Below are 16,582 nucleotides of genomic sequence, written 5' to 3' on the forward strand. Positions count from 1 at the left end.
ATCACACCACTGTGGACGCTCGCAGCCAGCGGGGGATGTACACGGCGCGCGGGTCTGGCGGCTCCATGGCGAGCTGGAGCAGGTCCAGGTAGACGCCGCGGGGGATCTCGACCGCGCCGAACCGCCTGAAGTGGTCGCCGGACAGGTACTGCAGGTCGATCAGCCGGCAGCCTTCGGCGTACAGGAGTTCGATCATGCCCAGCACCGCGGCGTTCCCGGCGTCCGGGGCGCGGTGGAACGTGCTTTCCGCGAACGCCGCCCCGCCGATCGTCACCACCAGGGTTCCGCCCACGACGTCATCGGCACTGTCGTACACCGTGAAACACCGGCCGAAACCCATTTCGCGCAAGGCGCGGTAGGCGTCGCACAGCCGGGGACCCAGCCACTGCCCGTTGCCCCGGGGCGCGGCGCAGGACGTGAGGACGTCGTCGAAGTCCGTGTCCGCGCGGACGTCGAACGTCCACCGGTGCGCCTTGAGTGAGCGCCTGGTCCGGGCGATGCCCTGGTCGGTCGGTTGGATCACGGCCCGCAGCTCGACCGTGTGCCAGGCCATCTGTTCGGCTGTGTCGGCTGTGTCGTCCTCCATCGGGAACCAGCCGCTGGCGTAGGCCCCGATCATCCGGTGCGCGAGCAGTCGCGCCTGGTCGGTCATCCCTAGATCTGGGCGCCGTTGTCGTTGTCCGAGCCCGGCGGGTTGTTCTGGCGGATCCGCAGCACCACCAGGCCGATGCCGACCGCGGCGGAGATCAGCGCGATCGGGGTGGCGATCGGGGTGGACAGCCCGATCACGCCGGGGGCGACCAACAGGAACAGGGCGATGAGCATCAGCACGAGTGCCACCACGGTCAGCGCGCTCGGCTTCGGCAGCGGCGGCGGCTCAGGCGGCACGTAGTGGTCGTCGTCCGTGCTCCACGACCAGTCCATTTCGGTCTCGTGGCCGCGCCAGCCCGCGGTCGGCGGTGGGGTCGCCGGCTCCGGAGTCTCCGGCGGCGCGGTCTCCTTGGACTCGCCGGGCATCTCGGTCAGCTCGGACAATTCGGGCAGGTCGGAGAGATCGGTCGGCACGCCGGAACCCACGCCCTCACGTTCCAGGTTCGCCACGATCTGCGCGAAGGCTGCGTCCACGTCCTCCGGTCCGTCCGATCCGCCCTTCATGACGGCGTCCAGAAGAGTTCGCAGTGCACCCGACTCCTCCTCGTCCATCCGAGTCCTGCATCCCATCGTCGCACGGACCGGCATCCCGGTGGCGGGTTCCTTCGACGTCTTTTGCGCCTTGTTTCCTCACATCACGCATGGACACTCTGCGTTGTGCCCGAGCGGGCACTGTTCGTAGGCTGTTCGGCGGGACAGGGGTCGACCAGGAGGCGCGCTTCACGGTGTTCTACTTCGTCATGAAACACGTGCTGCTGGGCCCGGTGCTGCGGGCGTTCTTCCGGCCGGAGGCCGAGGGGCTCGAGCACATCCCGAAGACCGGCGGCGCGATCCTGGCCAGCAACCACCTCGCGGTGTCCGACTCGTTCTTCATGCCGCTGGTGATTCCCCGCCGCCGGGTCACGTTCGTGGCGAAGATGGAGTACTTCACCGGCACCGGCCTCAAGGGCGCCCTGAAACGCTGGTTCTTCACCGGCATGGGCCAGATCCCGATGGACCGCACCGGCGGGTCGGCCGCGCAGGCCGCGCTCGCCACGGGCGTGCGGCTGCTGCGCGAGGGACACCTGCTGGGCATCTACCCGGAAGGCACGCGCTCGCCCGACGGCCGGCTCTACAAGGGCAAGACCGGCATCGCCCGGATGGCGCTGGAGGCAGGCGTGCCGATCATCCCGGTGGCCATGGTCGGCACCGACATCGCCAACCCGATCGGTTCCAAGATGTGGAAGCCGACCAAGATCCGGGTGAAGTTCGGCCCCCCGCTGGACTTCTCGCGGTACGAGGGGATGGCCGGCGACCGGTTCGTCGAGCGGTCGATCACCGACGAGGTGATGTACGCGCTGATGGAGCTGTCCGGCCAGGAGTACGTGGACATGTACGCGGCCAAGGTGAAGGAGTCGTCCACCAACGGTCAGGTGGCCGTCCCCGAGCCCCGTGAGGCGGGCCGCATGCCGGAAACCAAGGCCGGATAGGGTCAGTCAGTGCAGTTGCTCACGACTTCGACTCATATCGGGCGATGACCGCATGTGCCCAGGCGAGGATGTCCTCGACTCGCTGCCCGTGTGGTTGCCGGGTGAGCCACAGTTCCAGATTCTCCGGGCTGTTGTCCATTCGGTCGCCGTTGATGTGGTGGACGTTCTCCCCCACGAGCAGTGGGCGTCCCAGTTTTTGCTCCATGAGGTGGCGATGTTCCAATACCCAACTTCCGTCGTCGAGACGAATCCGCCAGTATCCGTTGGCGGTGGCGCGTCTGCCCGGGTAGTCGCTTTTTCGAGGTTTTCCAGGCGATCCTTTGCCTGGAGCGGCCTCGATCGACCCCCACCTTCGGATCAGACGCATGTGCGGCAGGCAGATTCCCGAATTCCGTTGTCCGCTCCGCGTGCATCCAACGACTGAGCAGGTGGGACGTTGTTGAGCCAGATGAGCGTGATAGTGCTGCCAGCACAGCTTGTTCCTGCGGACCAGTCGTCCGCACTCCGCCACCGAGCAAATTGCCATGTCGATCACGCTACCGTCCTAGGAGAAACATAGTTGTGCGGTACTTTTATGACTGCGAATTCATCGAAGACGGGCTGACTATCGACCTGGTGTCCATTGGTGTCGTCGCTGAGGACGGGCGCGAGTTCTATGCCGTGTCCACCGAGTTCGACCCGGACAAGGCCGGTCAGTGGGTACGCGAGAACGTGCTGGACAAGCTGCCGTCGGCCGGCGACAAGGCGTGGCGGGACCGCACGGCCATCCGCGACGGCCTGATGAAGTTCCTCAGCCCACACGGCGAAAGCGTCGAACTGTGGGCCTGGTTCGCCGCGTACGACCATGTGGCGCTCGCCCAGTTGTGGGGCGCGATGCCGGCGCTGCCGCGCCAGTTGCCGCGGTTCACCCGGGACCTGCGCCAGCGTTGGGAGGACGTGGGCAAGCCGCCGCTGCCCAACCCGCCGACCGACGCGCACGACGCGCTCGCCGACGCCCGGCACAACCTCGCGCGCTGGCAGGTGATCGAGGTGGAACGGCTGCGTCGGGGGTTCCCCGTTCGTTAACGGGGGGCCGGTTGCTTTACCGATCCAGGACGTGACACCCTTCACTCCATGCGAATTGGCGTACTCACCGGTGGTGGTGACTGTCCAGGTCTGAACGCGGTGATCAGGGCCGTGACCCGCAAGGGGATCGAGGCGCACGGCTGGGAGATCGTCGGGTTCCGGAACGGCTGGCAGGGGCCGCTGGAAGGCAAGTTCAAGAGCATCGGGCTCGACCGGGTCGAGGACATCCTGACCAGGGGCGGCACGATTCTCGGCTCGTCGCGCACCAACCCGTACAAGATCGACGGCGGCGTCGAGAAGATCAGGAAGGTGCTCACCGACGAGGGGATCGACGCGCTGATCGCGATCGGCGGCGAGGACACCCTCGGGGTGGCCAAGCGGCTGACCGACGACGGCATCGGCGTGGTCGGCGTGCCCAAGACGATCGACAACGACCTGGGCGCCACCGACTACACGTTCGGCTTCGACACCGCGGTGCACATCGCGACCGAGGCCATCGACCGGCTGCGCACCACGGCCGAGTCGCACCACCGCGCGCTGGTGATCGAGGTGATGGGCCGGCACGCCGGCTGGATCGCGCTGCACTCCGGCCTGGCCGGCGGCGCGAACGTGATCCTGGTGCCGGAGCGGCCGTTCAGCATCGACAAGGTCGTCAGGTGGGTCGAGCGCCGGTTCGAGCGGGAGTACGCGCCGATCATCGTGGTCGCCGAGGGCGCGATGCCGGAAGGCGGCGCGGAGCTGCTCACCAGCGGGGAGAAGGACGCCTTCGGGCACGTCCGGCTCGGCGGTGTCGGCACGTGGCTGGCGGAGGAGATCGCTCACCGCACCGGCAAAGAGTCCCGTGCGGTGGTGCTCGGGCACGTGCAGCGCGGCGGCACGCCGACCGCGTACGACCGTGTCCTGGCGACGCGGTTCGGCCTGCACGCGGTGGACGCGGTGCATGACGGCGACTTTGGCGTCATGGTCGCGTTGCACGGCACGGAGATCGTGCGCGTGAAGCTGTCCGAGGCAACTGAAGAGCTGAAAACCGTGCCGCTGGAGCGTTACCAGGAGGCCGAGGTCTTCTTCGGCTAAGGAGCCGTGAGCACGAGCGGGCCGTCTGGTGTGACGGCGATGGTGTGCTCCCAGTGGGCGGCGCGGCTGCCGTCCACTGACCGCAGGCCCCAGCCGTCCGGGGCGGTCACGTACTTGTCGCGGCCGCCCGCGATGAACATGGGCTCGATGGCGAGCACCAGGCCGGGGCGGAGCTTCATGCCTCGCCCGGCCCGGCCTTCGTTGGGCACGTGCGGGTCTTCGTGCATCCGGCGCCCTACGCCGTGCCCGCCGTAGTTCTCGAGCAGGCCGTAGCCTCGCCCGCGGCCGATCTGGCCGACGGCGTGCGAGACGTCACCGAGCTTGTTGCCCACCTGCATCGCCGCGATGCCCGCGTTCAGCGCGTCCCGCGTGAGCTGGATGAGTTCCTCGTCCTCGGGTGTGGGGTCGCCGATCGTGAAGCTGATGGCGGAGTCGCCGTGGAAACCGGAGATGTGCGCGCCGCAGTCGATGCTGACCAGATCGCCTTCGCGCAGCTGGTAGCCGTCAGGGATGCCGTGCACCACCGTGTCGTTCACGGACGTGCAGATCACGCCCGGGTACGGGGTCGGCGCGAAGTGCGGGTGGTAGTGCAGGAAGGACGGTTTGGCGCCGTGTGCCGAGATCACCTCGGCGGCGACCGTGTCCAGGTCACGCAAGGTCACGCCGGCCGCGGCCGTTTCCTTGGCCGCCGCGAGCGCGGCCGCGACCACCTTGCCCGCCTGCCGCATCAGGTCCAGTTCGGTCCGAGTCTTCAGTTCCACCATCACGCACTCCATCGACGGGATAACTATCCCGGTATTTCTATCACAGTATTAGTATTGGGGTATGGTCCGACCACCTCTGACCGACGAGGACCGCGAACGCGGCATCCGGCTCGGCGAAGCGTTGCGCGCCGCTCGTGGCGAGCGCAGCGGTGTGGAAGTGGCCGCGGCGGCCGGGATCTCGGTGGAGACGCTGCGCAAGATCGAGCACGGCCGGGTGCCGACGCCCGCGTTCTTCACGGTCGCCGCGATCGCCCGCGCCGTGGACCTGCCACTGGACGCGCTCTGCTGATGGACCTCGCACCCGTCCGGGCCCGGCTCGTCCGCCGGTTCGGCCCGGACATCCACGACTGGGTCGACCTGGTCCCGGACCGGGTGGCCGAACTGGCCGACCGATGGGGCTTGAAAGTCGGCGAACCGTACGGGACCGGGAACACGTCGGTGGTTTTCCGGTGCGACGCCGGAGTGCTGAAAGTGTCGCCACAGGTCGAGTTCACCGCCGAACAGGTGCGGACGCTCCAGCTGTTCGAGCCCACCGGCCGGGTGCCCAAGGTGCTCATGCACGCGGACGGCGCCGTGCTGATGGAGACGATCGAGCCCGGCGAGCCGGTCGTCACCCCGCCGCCGCTCGACGACTACGCCCAGTTCCTGCGTGACCTCCGGACACCCGCCACTGAAGGGCCTCGGCACCTCGCGGAAGGCACTGAGGAGATCTTTGTCCGCGTGGAGCAGCGGGGAGTCGACGTCGGCGACGCCCGCCGGATCCGCGACGAACTGGTCTCGTCGCAGACCGAGCAGGTGTTGCTGCACGGCGACCTGCACCTGTTCAACGTCCTCAATGGACCGAAGTTGATGGCGATCGACCCGAAGGCCTGCCTCGGCGACCCGTGCTTCGACGCGGTCGACTACGCCCTGGCCACGAAAAGGTCCGAAGATCTGCTTGCAGGGTCGAGCATTATTGCAGCCGTCGCGAAAGCGGCGGACCTGGACGTCGACAGATTGGCGGCATGGTGCAGGGTTTTCGCGTGGATGAGCTGACCTTACGCGGCGAGGACTGGTACGGCGACGACATCAGCGGCCGTACCTACGCGGGCTGTGCGTTCCACGACATCGACATGACCGAGTTGGTCAACCGCGGGTGCGTGTTCGAGAACTGCACGTTCGTCAGTGTCCGGTTCAACGCGTCCAAGCACACCGACGCCGCGTTCCTGTCGTGCACGTTCCGGCGGTGCCACTTCTTCGACGCCGAGTTCACCGGGTGCAAGCTGGTCGGCAGCGCCTTCCGGGAGTGTGATCTCCGGCCGCTTCGGGTCCGCGGCGGCGACTGGTCGTTCGTCGCGCTGGCCGGCGCCGACCTGCGGGGCTCCCGGTTCGAGGACCTCCGGATGCGGGAGGTCGACCTCACCGGCGCGAACTGCGCGAAGACCGAGTTCGTCGACGTCGACCTCACGTCCGCGCAGACCCACCGGGCCACCTTCGCCGGGGCCGACCTGCGGGGCAGCGACCTGTCCGGCCTTGACCCGTTCAACGTCGAACTGGCCCGCGCGGTGATCGAACCGGCCCAGGCGATCGTGATCGCCCAGGCGATGGGCATCGAGGTCCGGGCGCCGAGAAACTAGTGGCTCACCCGGTCCAGGGCTTGACCTCGCCCCAGCCCCACTTCGGCATCGGCTCGGCCATGTTCGGCTTGGCGTCGGGCTGCGAGAACACCAACGCCATCCGCGTCCCCCATTCGAGATACCCGACGAACGCGGACCGGAACTCCGGGTCGTTCGGCAGGCCCACCTCGTCGGCGGTGTCGATGAGCAGGTTGAACCAGCGGCGCCGCTGTTCCTCGGTGAGCGCCTTGCCGAGGTGCCTGGAGATCATGTGCGCGTGCCCGCCGCGCGTCTCGGAGTACGTGGCCGGGCCGCCGAACACCTCGCCCAGCCAGGCCGCGACGAACCTCGGGTGGCCCGGGTCCATGTGCGCGAACAGCGGCCCGATCAGCTCGTCCTTGCTGACCCGTTGGTAGAACGCCTGAAAGAGCCGTTCGAACGCCTCGGCCCCGCCGGCCCACTCGAACAGGGTCGGCACATTCTCGTCATTGGTGGTCACGCTTGATCACCTTATCCGAGCAAGCGGTGTAACCCGGTGCTCGTCGCGGCGAGCATGCCGCAGTGGTCGGCGTACGCGAGGTCGTGCACGGCGCCGAACGTCGTCTCCCGGCCGCGCGGCCGGCCACTCGCCGCGTCCAACCAGGACACTCCGGAGTCCGTGCCCACGGCCAGGGTTCGGCCGTCGCCGGTGAAGCACAGCGCGCCGGACCGGGACGGCAGTTCGTGCCGCCACGCGGGTTCGCCGGTCGCGGTCACGGTGGCGACCACCGCGGTCGGATGCACCCACATGACGATGATCTCGCCGTCCGGCGAGAACCGGACGGCCCCGGACACCTCCGAGCTCCACGGCTGCGGGTCCCTGCGGTCGTACCGATGTTTGAGCCGGCCGTCGTCGGTGACGTCCAGGACCGTGAGCCACCAACTGCCCCGCATGGAGTTGCCCACGGCGAGCACGTGCCCGTCCGGCGAGAACCGCGGCGTGACCCGTTCGTCGCCGAGGCCTTCCCAGTCGCCGTGGTCGAGGTCCATGTCGCTGGCGAGCACCGCGGGCGCGTTCGGGTCGACGATCCACAGATGCTGGTCTCCGCCCACCGCGAGGAGTCGACCGTCGGCGGACATCGCGAGATCCCCGGTGGGGACGTCGGGCAACCCCCGGACCATCCGTAACGCCGCCCACGGCCGCAGGTGCACAGACTTGTCGTCGGTGAACGCCAGCATCGACCCGCTGTCGGACACCACCGGTCCGGGCAGTTCGGTCCGCGACGCCACCCGCATGATCTCCACCGGGCGGATCCGTGGCTCCAAATCCCACCGCACCAACACAGTCCCGCGGTACATCGTGGTCAGTGCCTCGGCTCGACGCGGCCGCACCACCACGGTCTGCTGCGGCCCGCCGGCCACCTCGTCCAACCCCAGGTGCGCGGACCGCCCGTTGTACCGCAGCCGCCTGGCCATCCGTTCCCGAAGCGCGGACGGCCCGTCGGGTAACAGGTCCTGCGGCAGGTCGCCGAACCTGTCCCGGCTACCCGGATCGGCACCTCGTTCCAGCAACATCTCGGCCACGTCGGTCCACCCGAGCTGGATCGCCCGATGCAACGGGGTGGTCTCGCCCTTGGTGCTGACCGGGGCACCCGCGGAGATCAACAACCGGGCGATGTCCGGATCCCGCGCGACCTCCAACGGAGTATGGCCGTCCTGGTCGGTGGTGGACAACGCCGCACCGCTCGCCAGTAACGCACGGACCGCGTCCGTGTCGTTGCTGACAACGGCGCTGTGCAAGTCCACGCGTGCCACGTTAGGTCCTGCTCGAAGATGTTGTCACGACTCAGTGCGGGAACGCGCGCCACAGCCTCCGGTCAACGCCGTAACGGTGTTGTTCAATGGTCAGTGCGACCTCCGTCATGGTGTCCGTGGACTCGAGCCAGGTGTCGCAGGTCCGCAGGTCGGTGAACGAGAAGTTGGCCAGGTGCACGTCCTTGCCCATGGCGGTCAGGGCGAACGCGAGCGGCAGGCCGGCGTAGACGTCGAATCCGCCACCCGCGCCGGCGACCAGGATCCGTTCGGCCATGCGTAAGCGCGTGAACAGCGGAGGCTCGTGGAGGGTGAACACCCGGCCAGGCTATGCCGCCGTGCTCGGGATCCAGAACGGTCTTCGGCGGCCAGTCGACCGGCGGCACGGCGGGCGGAACTTACGCTAGCTTCGGGGGAGTGACGCACACACCAGAGACGTTCGCGAACGCCCTAACGGCCTGGCAGCAATGGCAGGAAAGCCCGTGGGGGCGGCTGCGGTACACCCTCGCCGCGGCCAATCTCGACCGGCATATCGCAGCGCAAGGCGACATCCTCGATCTTGCCGGCGCGGACGGCGGCGACTCGATTCCCCTTGCGCGGCAAGGACATCGCGTCACCATCGCGGACTTCACGCCGGACATGCTGGCCGCGGCGCAGCAGCGGGCGCAGGCCGCGGGTGTCGACATCACCTGTGTGGAGTCGGACGCGACCGATCTGCCGGACGACATCGGCGACTACGACGTCGTCCTGTGCCACAACCTGCTGCAGTACCAGACCGACCCGGTGCCCACCCTCAAAGCAGCGGTGAACAAGTTACGCCCCAACGGTTTGCTGTCCGTCATGGCGTTCAACCGGCATGCCGCCCCGCTGGTCGCCGCCGACTCGCCCACCTTCAACGCCAAGATCACCCTGTACACCGCCGACGAGATCAGCGCCGTCCTGGCCGACCTCGGCTGCTCGGTGATCGGGCACTACGGCATCCGGAGCGACCGCGAGCCGTACCTGCACACCGCCCGGATCTTCCAGCTCATCGCCCGGTCACAACGCTAAGTACGCCGCGAACGTGCCCAGCCAGTGCTCGGTGGCGTAGCCGTAGCCGAACACGTAGTGCCACCCGGCCGAAGCGTGCGCCTCATAGGCCTCCTCGGCGATCCCACGGAACCGGTGTGCGGCCGGCAGCGCCAACCCAACAGCCCGCCATCCCCAGGCGCGGGACAAGGCGAGCCCGGCTAAGTGAGCGCCGAACATGTCCTCTGGATGCGGCACGGCCACGGGCTCACGCAGGACCTCCCAGCGCGCGGTGTCCAGGTCCGGGACGAACGCCTCCAGCCAGTGCGCGAACTCCTCGCCGGGCAGCACCCGCCGCATCAGGTCCGCCTCGGTGAGCGCCGGTGACAGGAAGTCCGCCGCGTCCGGCTCGAACCCGCCGTATCCCGTGTCGCCGAGGTACCACCGCAACGCGGCCGCCTCACACGCCGCCGCGAGTTCGGTGTCTTCCTGGGCATGGGCCGCGTCCAGCACGAGACCGGTGGCGAACGCCGTGTTGTCGTGCGTCCCGACCCGGACGGGCAGCCGGGCGTGGGTGATCCACGCGAGCCACCGGTCCCGCAGCACCGCGGCCAGCGGTCCGAGCGACCACTCGGTGTGGTCCAGCTCCGCGGCCAGGGTCAGCAGCCACGCCCAGCCGTACGGCCGCTCCCAGTAGTGACCCTCGTCACCTGCGAAGAAGTCAGCCTCGGTGGCGCATCCGTCCACAGTGATCAGAGCCGAGAGCACCGCACGGGCGGCACCGGCCGCCGGCAGGTCCGGGTACGCGCGCAGCAGCCGCGCGGCGAGCCAGGTCTGGTGCACGCAGGAGTGCCAGTCGTACGAGCCGGCGAACACCGGATGCAGTGTCCGGTGCGGCACGAGCTGGTCGGGCGAGGAAATGTGCCGTGTCCAGTGCACCGGGTAGTCGCGCTGGAGGTTGGCCACGGCCATGGTGAGCAACCGGTTCGCGGTTTCGCCGTCCAACCGTGTTGTACTGCCGCGAAGTGGGGACATGGACGCCAATCCTGCCTGACCGAAATTCCGGTGCGCGCACCTCTTATCCTGAGCTGTGTGAACTGGACCGTGGACGTGCCCGTGGACACGCTTCCCGAACTGCCCCCGTTGCCGCCTGACTTGCGCAAGGCCCTCGACGAGGCGTTGGCCCGCCCCGCCGCGCAACAGCCCGAGTGGCCAGACCAGGAAGCCGTGCGCAAGGTGCGTGCGCTCCTGGAGAGTGTGCCGCCGGTCACCGTGCCCGCGGAGATCGACCGCCTGCACGAGCGACTGGGCGAGGTCGCCAACGGGCAGGCGTTCCTGCTCCAGGGCGGCGACTGCGCCGAGACCTTCGCCGACAACACCGAGCCGCACATCCGCGGCAACATCCGCACCCTGCTGCAGATGGCCGTGGTGCTCACGTACGGCGCGAGCCTGCCCGTGGTGAAGGTCGGCCGGATCGCCGGCCAGTACGCCAAGCCCAGGTCCAACGCCACCGACTCGCTCGGCCTGCCGGTGTACCGCGGCGACATCATCAACTCGCTGGTCGCCGAGCCCGAGGCGCGCGTCCCGGACCCGACCAGGATGATCCGCGCCTACGCCAACGCGGGCGCGGCGATGAACCTGCTCCGGGCGTTGACCGGCGCGGGCATGGCCGGCCTGGCCAAGGTGCACGACTGGAACAAGGACTTCGTCCGGACCTCGCCCGCGGGGGAGCGGTACGAGGCGTTGGCCGGCGAGATCGACCGCGGCCTGCGGTTCATGGCGGCCTGTGGTGTGCATGACTACACCCTGGAGCACACCGAGATCTTCGCCAGCCATGAGGCGCTGCTGCTGGACTACGAGCGGTCGCTGCTGCGCCTGGACCAATCGGGTGACCAGCCGAAGCTGTACGACCTGTCGTCGCACTTCCTGTGGATCGGCGAGCGCACCCGCCAGCAGGACGGCGCCCACCTGGCGTTCGCCGAGCTGCTGGCCAACCCGATCGGGCTGAAGATCGGTCCGGGCACCACGCCGGAGCTGGCCGTGGAGTACGTGGAACGGCTCGACCCGCACAACAAGCCGGGCCGGCTGACCCTGATCAGCCGGATGGGCAACCACAAGGTCCGGGACGTGCTGCCGGGCATCGTGGAGAAGGTCGAGGCGTCCGGCCACAAGGTGATCTGGCAGTGCGACCCGATGCACGGCAACACGCACGAGTCGTCCACCGGCTACAAGACCCGCCACTTCGACCGGATCGTCGACGAGGTGCAGGGCTTCTTCGAGGTGCACCGCCGGCTGGGCACGCACCCCGGCGGCATCCACGTCGAGCTGACCGGCGAGGACGTCACCGAGTGCCTCGGCGGCGCCCAGGACATCTCCGACATGGACCTGCACGGCCGGTACGAGACCGCCTGCGACCCGCGCCTGAACACCCAGCAGTCGCTGGAGCTGGCGTTCCTGGTCGCCGAGATGCTCCGCTCCTGACCTTGGCCGCTCGTGGGTGGCCGGTGCCACCCACGAGGGTCAGAAGCCGAAGCCGGGGACGACCTGGATGGTCGTGCCCTTGGAGACGCGGTTGCCCGCACCCGGGTCCTGGAAGACGATCTGCCGGTCGTCCCGGTCCCGGCCGCGGCCACCACCGCCGCCTCCGCCACCGCCGGGGAAGTCGAACCCGCCGACCTTGAGCTGCAGGCCCAGGCCCTTGAGCAGCTCACGGGCGTCACCGATGCGCATCCCCACCAGTTGGGGCACGTTGACCGCGTTCGACACCAGCAGGGTGACCTTCTTGTCCTGCGGCGTGTTGCCGGCGGTCGGGTCGGTGGAGATCACCTTCCCGCCGTCGGTCTGCGGGTCGAACGTGGTCTGCACGACGATGTTGGCGTAGCCGGCCCCGTTCAGCGTCCGCTTGGCGTCGTCCACGGTCTTGCCACGGACGTCCGGCAGCGGCTGCAGCGGCGCGGGCCCCTTGCTGAGGACGATCTCGACCTTGCCGCCGCTCTGGAGCTGGGTGCCGGGGCTCGGCGTCAGCTGGAGCACGGTGCCCGCGGCGACCCGGTCGTCGTACTGGCCGTCGCCGTCGATCGGGACCAGGCCCTGCTCCTTGATCGCCTGCGTGGCCGTGTCCTTGGTGGCGCCGGGCGCGATGTTCGGCACGGTCGGCGGGCCGTCGGACACGGTCAGGGTGACCGTGGAGCCCTTCTTGACCTGGCTGCCCGCGGCCGGTTGGCTGCCGATCACCTTGTTCTTCGACACGGTGTCACTGCGCTGCTTCTGCACGTTCGGCTGCAGGCCGAGATCTTGGACAGCCTGCACCGCGGTGCCGTTGTCCTTGCCGATCACGGTCGGGACCGCGATCAGCTTCTCGCCGCCGAACATGAAGAACCCGACCGCGACCAGGCCGCCGATGAACACGACGACGATCGCCCAGATCGGCACCGGGAAACGGCGTTTCCGGCGGGACTGCGGGGGCAGGGTGGTGGGCGGCGACGACGGTGGCGGGTCGCGCTGGACCAGCGGACGCGCCATGCCGTCCAGGTCGGACCGCAGCATCGCCCTGGTGCCTTTCGGTCCGGGCCCGCCGACCGTCACCGGGTTGCGCGCGGTCAGCGGCCTGACCTGCACGGTGGGGAAGTCCTGCGGGGTGGCCGGCATCGTCTGCTCGCCGTGCCCGGACGACGGGACGGCGACCACAGGGCTGCCGGTCGCGGCCCGGACCTGCTCCAGCTCGTGCAGGAAGGCGGCCGCGTCCTGCGGCCGCATCGCCGGGTCCCGTCTGGTCGCCCGTAACACCAGTTCGTCGACGGCCGGCGGGATGCCCGGCACGAGCCGGCTCGGCGGGGGCACGTCGTCGTTCACGTGCCGCCAAGCGACCGACAGCGCGGTGTCGCCGGTGTATGGGGGAACTCCTGTGAGCATCTCGAACAGCAGGATGCCCGCCGAGTACACGTCGCCGCTCGCGGTCGTGGCGCCCGTGGTGACCTGCTCGGGCGACAGGTACGCGACCGTGCCCAGGATGACGCTGTTGCTGGTGGTTCCCGCGCTGGCCATGGCCTTGACCAGGCCGAAGTCGCCGACCTTGACCGTGCCCTGCCGGCCGATCAGCACGTTCTCCGGCTTGACGTCCCGGTGCACCAGCCCGGCCTTGTGCGCGGCGGCGAGCGCCGACAGCACCGGCTCGAGCACGCTCAACGCCAGCGGCACGGTCAGCCGGCCGCGTTCGGTCAGCAGGTCGCGCAGGGTGCCGCCGTCGACCAGTTCCATCACCAGGAACACGTGGTCCCCGTCCAGGCCCTGGTCGTGCACGGCGATCACGTTCGGGTGATGGAGGCTGGCCGCCGCCCTGGCCTCCCGCTCGAACCTGTCCACGAACGAGCGATCTTCGGCGAACCGCTGGTCCATCACCTTGATGGCCACCGGCCGTTCCAGCCGCATGTCCATGCCTCGGTAGACGGCCGACATGCCGCCACGGGCAAGCGGCGCGTCTACCCGGTAACGCTGCTCAAGCAACGTCGCCATCTGAAGCCCGCCCTTCTCCGCCACGATGGGATCGTACGGTTTTCGTCGCCGCCGGTGTGGCCGCCCTGCCTCATTTGTCATACGTGTGACGTGTGGCATCGTGTTCAGTTGTGAGTGCGATTCCCATTGCTGACGATGTGCTCGACCCAGCGGTGGAGGTGTTGACCTTGCGCGACGTCGCCGACCGGTTGGACCGGTCGGTGAGCCGGGTGCAGCAGGCCCTTCGGGACGGTCAGCTGCTCGCCGTGCGCAGGAAGGGCGAGCTGCTGGTCCCGGCCATGTTCCTGACCGACGAGAACGAGGTGGTCAAGGGCCTGACCGGCACCATCACGGTGCTCGTCGACTCGGGTTACTCGCCGAGCGAGATCCTGCGGTGGCTGTTCACCTCGGACGACTCGCTGCCGGGTACCCCGATCGAGGCGTTGCGCGGTGACCGCGGCCGGGAGGTCAAACGCCGGGCCCAGGCCTTGGCGTTCTGACCGGCCGCACGGGTGACGCCGGGCAGCGCGACCCACAGCCGCTGCCCGGTGGGAACCACCGCGCGCCTGTTGAGCACCGAGTAGTCCGCGTCGACGATGCGGTCCAGAATCCCGCGGTACAGGGTCGCCGCGGTGCTGACGCACGGCCGTGACTCGGGCCGCAGCAGCGCGATCCCCGGTTCCGCGCGCCGGTAGACCGCGTATGTGTGCGCGACGAGGTGCGCCAGGGCTTTGCGGACGTTCGGGTCGGGTTTGCCGGTGCGGTGCGCCCAGCGCAGCCTGGCCCGGTCGACCCCGAACGCGTTGAGTTCGGCCATCGGCAGGTAGATCCGGCCGCGGTCGAGATCCTCGCCGACGTCCCGGAGGAAGTTCGTGAGCTGGAACGCCTCGCCCAGCGCGGCGGCGTACGGCTCGGCTTCCGCGCGCGGCCCGGCCGTGCCGAGGACCGGCAGCATCTGCAGGCCGATCACACCGGCAGAGCCGTGCATGTACGTGGCCAGGTCCTCGAATGTGGCGTACTCGGTGACGTGCAGGTCCATCCGCATGGACGCCAGGAAGTCGGCGAACAGGGCCTGGTCGATGCCGTAGCGCGCGACTGTGTCGCGGAGCGCGCGCAGCACCGGGTGGCCGTCGCTCCACATGGTTCGTTCCAGAGTGAACAGCTCAGCGGCCTGCTGCGACTTCGGCAGCGTGCCGTCGACGATGTCGTCGGTCAGGCGCGCGAAGCCGTAGAGGGCGTGCACCGCTGGTCGGTCCGCGATCGGCAGCAGGCGCGTGGCCAGGAAGTACGTCCGGCCGTGGCTGGCGTTGATCTGCCGGCTGGCGGTGTACGCCGCCCGCAGGTCCGGGTCGGTGATCCCAGCGGCGTCCAACTCACGCGTGCTCACGGTGCACCCCATATCCGACGCCGACCGCCGCCAACGCGGTCAGCAGCACGTACCACCAGTTGTACAGCCCGGTGTCGCCGAGCGGATAGTTGATGAGCACGAGCCACACCGAAGCACCCACGACGATCGCGGGCCGGAACCGGAATCCGGCGGCCAGCACCAGCGGCCACGTGAAGTACCAAGGCATGGTCACGGCGGACAGCAGGACGGTCGCGAGCAACGCCCAGGCGGCCCCCGCGACGGCTTTCCCGCCGCCTTCCCGGGACCACCACCACAGCCACCCGACGATGCCCGCCAGCATCGTCCACCCGACGATCCGCGCGGCCGGAATCACGCCGAACAGCTGGCCGATCCCGGTGGGCAGCGACAGCCAGTGCGTCAGCAGCGAGTTGCCGCCCAGCGCCTTGAGCCACCCCAGGTCCACCCCGGCGGCCAGCGTGCACGCCGCGAACACGCCCACCACGAGCACAGTGCCGACCCCAGCGGCGGTGACGAAGCCGCGTCGACGTAAGTGCGCGACCCATATCCACACCAGGAACGGCAACGCGATCGCCGCGGTCACCTTGATCGCCACCGCGAACGCCACCGCGACGATCCCCGGCACGTGCTTTCCGTCCAGCACCAGCAACGTCCCCGCGGCGAGCAACGCGACCATGATCAGGTCGTTGTGCGGTCCGCCGACGAGGTGCACGAGCACCAACGGGTTGGCCGCGCCCAGCCACAAGGCGTTCGACCCGCCGAGGTGCCGCTCCAAGCCGGGCAGCGTGGCGCACAGCAGCACGAGACCGCTCGCCATCAGGACTTTCGTCACGAGCGCCGCGATGACCACGTGCTCGCCCGTCACCGCGACAACGCTCTTCATCAGCAGGATGAACAACGGTCCGTACGGCGACGGCGTGTCGATCCAGATCCCACTGACCTTCGCGGTGAGCGGGCCGGCCAACCCGGACGGGCCGACGGTGTACGGGTCGAGCCCGGCGTGCGCGATCGCGCCCTGCGCCACGTAGATGTACAGGTCCTGGCTGAGCACCGGCGGGCACACCACGAGCGGCACCGCCCACACGCCGATGGCGACCAGCAACTGCTTGCGGGTGGCCGACCGCAGCCCCAGCCAGCCCCAGACGATCAGGGCCACACCGAGGTAGAACACGATCCGGTTGCCGGACAGGAACATGGCGGTGGCGATCAGCGCGGACCCGACGAGACCACGGCCGAGGACGAAGCCGTAACGGGTGGACACGGGCGCTGCGATCGCTGACATCGTGCGTCATCCTCGCAGTTCGCCGC

General features: G+C 69.1%; 19 protein-coding genes and 1 pseudogene. 9 read left to right on the forward strand and 11 right to left on the reverse strand.

Features of this window, described 5'->3' with window-relative positions; genetic code table 11:
* Position 1: 1 nt before the first annotated feature.
* Positions 2-652 (reverse strand): leucyl/phenylalanyl-tRNA--protein transferase, encoded by a 651-nt coding sequence (locus EV192_RS48120; protein ID WP_132125496.1) that lies wholly within the window; start codon positions 650-652, stop codon positions 2-4.
* A 2-nt stretch (positions 653-654) separates the two neighbouring features.
* Positions 655-1,203 carry a hypothetical protein gene (locus EV192_RS48125; protein ID WP_132125497.1) on the reverse strand — a complete coding sequence of 183 codons (549 nt, stop codon included), beginning with the start codon at positions 1,201-1,203 and terminating at the stop codon, positions 655-657.
* A gap of 188 nt (positions 1,204-1,391) precedes the next feature.
* On the opposite strand from EV192_RS48125, the gene EV192_RS48130 reads away from it, so the two are divergent.
* Positions 1,392-2,120 (forward strand): lysophospholipid acyltransferase family protein, encoded by a 729-nt coding sequence (locus EV192_RS48130; protein WP_424923446.1) that lies wholly within the window; start codon positions 1,392-1,394, stop codon positions 2,118-2,120.
* 19 nt (positions 2,121-2,139) lie between these two features.
* Here the strand turns inward: EV192_RS48130 and EV192_RS57600 are convergent, their stop codons facing one another.
* Positions 2,140-2,325, reverse strand: a complete 186-nt coding sequence (locus EV192_RS57600; RefSeq protein WP_207926856.1) for an HNH endonuclease — start codon at positions 2,323-2,325, stop codon at positions 2,140-2,142.
* Between the two features lie 356 nt (positions 2,326-2,681).
* Here EV192_RS57600 and EV192_RS48140 point away from each other — a divergent pair, with 356 nt between their 5' ends.
* Both EV192_RS48140 and EV192_RS48145 read left to right on the forward strand, forming a co-directional pair.
* Positions 2,682-3,185 (forward strand): polyadenylate-specific 3'-exoribonuclease AS, encoded by a 504-nt coding sequence (locus tag EV192_RS48140; protein ID WP_132125498.1) that lies wholly within the window; start codon positions 2,682-2,684, stop codon positions 3,183-3,185.
* Between the two features lie 48 nt (positions 3,186-3,233).
* Complete coding sequence (locus EV192_RS48145) at positions 3,234-4,259, forward strand: 6-phosphofructokinase (protein ID WP_132125499.1); 1,026 nt, start codon at positions 3,234-3,236, stop codon at positions 4,257-4,259.
* Here the strand turns inward: EV192_RS48145 and map are convergent.
* Positions 4,256-5,023: a type I methionyl aminopeptidase gene (gene map, locus EV192_RS48150; protein ID WP_132125500.1), complete on the reverse strand. Its 768-nt coding sequence runs from the start codon at positions 5,021-5,023 to the stop codon at positions 4,256-4,258. The genes EV192_RS48145 and map overlap by 4 nt on opposite strands.
* Positions 5,024-5,084: 61 nt before the next feature.
* Between map and EV192_RS48155 the strand changes: the two genes are divergently transcribed.
* Genes EV192_RS48155 through EV192_RS48165 form a run of 3 tightly spaced genes read left to right on the forward strand, consistent with a single transcriptional unit; the run spans position 5,085 to position 6,639 of the window.
* Complete coding sequence (locus tag EV192_RS48155; protein ID WP_132125501.1) at positions 5,085-5,312, forward strand: helix-turn-helix domain-containing protein; 228 nt, start codon at positions 5,085-5,087, stop codon at positions 5,310-5,312.
* A complete protein-coding gene (locus EV192_RS48160) occupies positions 5,312-6,058 on the forward strand; it encodes an aminoglycoside phosphotransferase family protein (RefSeq protein ID WP_132125502.1) in 747 nt (248 codons plus the stop codon). The genes EV192_RS48155 and EV192_RS48160 overlap by 1 nt, the downstream gene beginning before the upstream one ends.
* Positions 6,046-6,639, forward strand: a complete 594-nt coding sequence (locus tag EV192_RS48165; protein WP_243727550.1) for a pentapeptide repeat-containing protein — start codon at positions 6,046-6,048, stop codon at positions 6,637-6,639. Before EV192_RS48160 ends, EV192_RS48165 begins: the two co-directional genes overlap by 13 nt.
* Positions 6,640-6,643: 4 nt before the next feature.
* Here EV192_RS48165 and EV192_RS48170 read toward each other — a convergent pair whose 3' ends face one another.
* Genes EV192_RS48170 through EV192_RS48180 form a run of 3 tightly spaced genes read right to left on the reverse strand, consistent with a single transcriptional unit; the run spans position 6,644 to position 8,728 of the window.
* Positions 6,644-7,117, reverse strand: a complete 474-nt coding sequence (locus EV192_RS48170; protein WP_132125504.1) for a group II truncated hemoglobin — start codon at positions 7,115-7,117, stop codon at positions 6,644-6,646.
* An 11-nt stretch (positions 7,118-7,128) separates the two neighbouring features.
* Positions 7,129-8,403: an ankyrin repeat domain-containing protein gene (locus EV192_RS48175; protein ID WP_165960983.1), complete on the reverse strand. Its 1,275-nt coding sequence runs from the start codon at positions 8,401-8,403 to the stop codon at positions 7,129-7,131.
* A gap of 40 nt (positions 8,404-8,443) precedes the next feature.
* Positions 8,444-8,728, reverse strand: a complete 285-nt coding sequence (locus EV192_RS48180; protein ID WP_132125506.1) for a hypothetical protein — start codon at positions 8,726-8,728, stop codon at positions 8,444-8,446.
* A 98-nt stretch (positions 8,729-8,826) separates the two neighbouring features.
* Here EV192_RS48180 and EV192_RS48185 point away from each other — a divergent pair, with 98 nt between their 5' ends.
* Positions 8,827-9,459, forward strand: a complete 633-nt coding sequence (locus EV192_RS48185) for a class I SAM-dependent methyltransferase (RefSeq protein ID WP_132125507.1) — start codon at positions 8,827-8,829, stop codon at positions 9,457-9,459.
* On the opposite strand, the gene EV192_RS48190 is transcribed toward EV192_RS48185, so the two are convergent.
* Positions 9,448-10,452: a DUF2891 family protein gene (locus EV192_RS48190; RefSeq protein ID WP_132125508.1), complete on the reverse strand. Its 1,005-nt coding sequence runs from the start codon at positions 10,450-10,452 to the stop codon at positions 9,448-9,450. The two genes, EV192_RS48185 and EV192_RS48190, sit on opposite strands and share 12 nt — an antisense overlap.
* Positions 10,453-10,509: 57 nt before the next feature.
* On the opposite strand from EV192_RS48190, the gene EV192_RS48195 reads away from it, so the two are divergent.
* Entirely contained in the window at positions 10,510-11,898 is a 1,389-nt protein-coding gene (locus tag EV192_RS48195) for a class II 3-deoxy-7-phosphoheptulonate synthase (RefSeq protein WP_132125509.1), read from the forward strand.
* A 39-nt stretch (positions 11,899-11,937) separates the two neighbouring features.
* Here the strand turns inward: EV192_RS48195 and pknB are convergent, their stop codons facing one another.
* Entirely contained in the window at positions 11,938-13,953 is a 2,016-nt protein-coding gene (gene pknB, locus EV192_RS48200) for a Stk1 family PASTA domain-containing Ser/Thr kinase (RefSeq protein ID WP_341770997.1), read from the reverse strand.
* Between the two features lie 86 nt (positions 13,954-14,039).
* On the opposite strand from pknB, the gene EV192_RS57240 reads away from it, so the two are divergent.
* The gene (locus EV192_RS57240) at positions 14,040-14,408 is read left to right on the forward strand and encodes an Rv2175c family DNA-binding protein (RefSeq protein WP_165960984.1); all 369 of its coding nucleotides are present in this window, start codon (positions 14,040-14,042) and stop codon (positions 14,406-14,408) included.
* On the opposite strand, the pseudogene EV192_RS48205 reads toward EV192_RS57240, so the two are convergent.
* A pseudogene (locus EV192_RS48205) lies at positions 14,372-15,295 on the reverse strand (phytoene/squalene synthase family protein); the annotation flags it as partial. The gene EV192_RS57240 and the pseudogene EV192_RS48205 sit on opposite strands and share 37 nt — an antisense overlap.
* Complete coding sequence (mptB, locus tag EV192_RS48210) at positions 15,282-16,556, reverse strand: polyprenol phosphomannose-dependent alpha 1,6 mannosyltransferase MptB (protein WP_132125511.1); 1,275 nt, start codon at positions 16,554-16,556, stop codon at positions 15,282-15,284. The pseudogene EV192_RS48205 and the gene mptB, both read right to left, overlap by 14 nt.
* Between the last annotated feature and the right edge of the window lie 26 nt (positions 16,557-16,582).

Origin of the sequence: Actinocrispum wychmicini, assembly GCF_004345645.1 — a bacterium.
GTDB classification, from domain to species: domain Bacteria; phylum Actinomycetota; class Actinomycetes; order Mycobacteriales; family Pseudonocardiaceae; genus Kibdelosporangium; species Kibdelosporangium wychmicini.

What these genes read in the sequence shown, in the direction of transcription:
- EV192_RS48120 (WP_132125496.1), bottom strand. Translation starts at nt 652, where the DNA reads ATGACCGACCAGGCGCGACTGCTCGCGCACCGGATGATCGGGGCCTAC.
- EV192_RS48125 (WP_132125497.1), bottom strand. Translation starts at nt 1,203, where the DNA reads ATGGACGAGGAGGAGTCGGGTGCACTGCGAACTCTTCTGGACGCCGTC.
- EV192_RS48130 (WP_424923446.1), top strand. Translation starts at nt 1,392, where the DNA reads ATGAAACACGTGCTGCTGGGCCCGGTGCTGCGGGCGTTCTTCCGGCCG.
- EV192_RS57600 (WP_207926856.1), bottom strand. Translation starts at nt 2,325, where the DNA reads ATGGAGCAAAAACTGGGACGCCCACTGCTCGTGGGGGAGAACGTCCAC.
- EV192_RS48145 (WP_132125499.1), top strand. Translation starts at nt 3,234, where the DNA reads ATGCGAATTGGCGTACTCACCGGTGGTGGTGACTGTCCAGGTCTGAAC.
- map (WP_132125500.1), bottom strand. Translation starts at nt 5,023, where the DNA reads ATGGTGGAACTGAAGACTCGGACCGAACTGGACCTGATGCGGCAGGCG.
- EV192_RS48155 (WP_132125501.1), top strand. Translation starts at nt 5,085, where the DNA reads ATGGTCCGACCACCTCTGACCGACGAGGACCGCGAACGCGGCATCCGG.
- EV192_RS48160 (WP_132125502.1), top strand. Translation starts at nt 5,312, where the DNA reads ATGGACCTCGCACCCGTCCGGGCCCGGCTCGTCCGCCGGTTCGGCCCG.
- EV192_RS48190 (WP_132125508.1), bottom strand. Translation starts at nt 10,452, where the DNA reads ATGTCCCCACTTCGCGGCAGTACAACACGGTTGGACGGCGAAACCGCG.
- mptB (WP_132125511.1), bottom strand. Translation starts at nt 16,556, where the DNA reads ATGTCAGCGATCGCAGCGCCCGTGTCCACCCGTTACGGCTTCGTCCTC.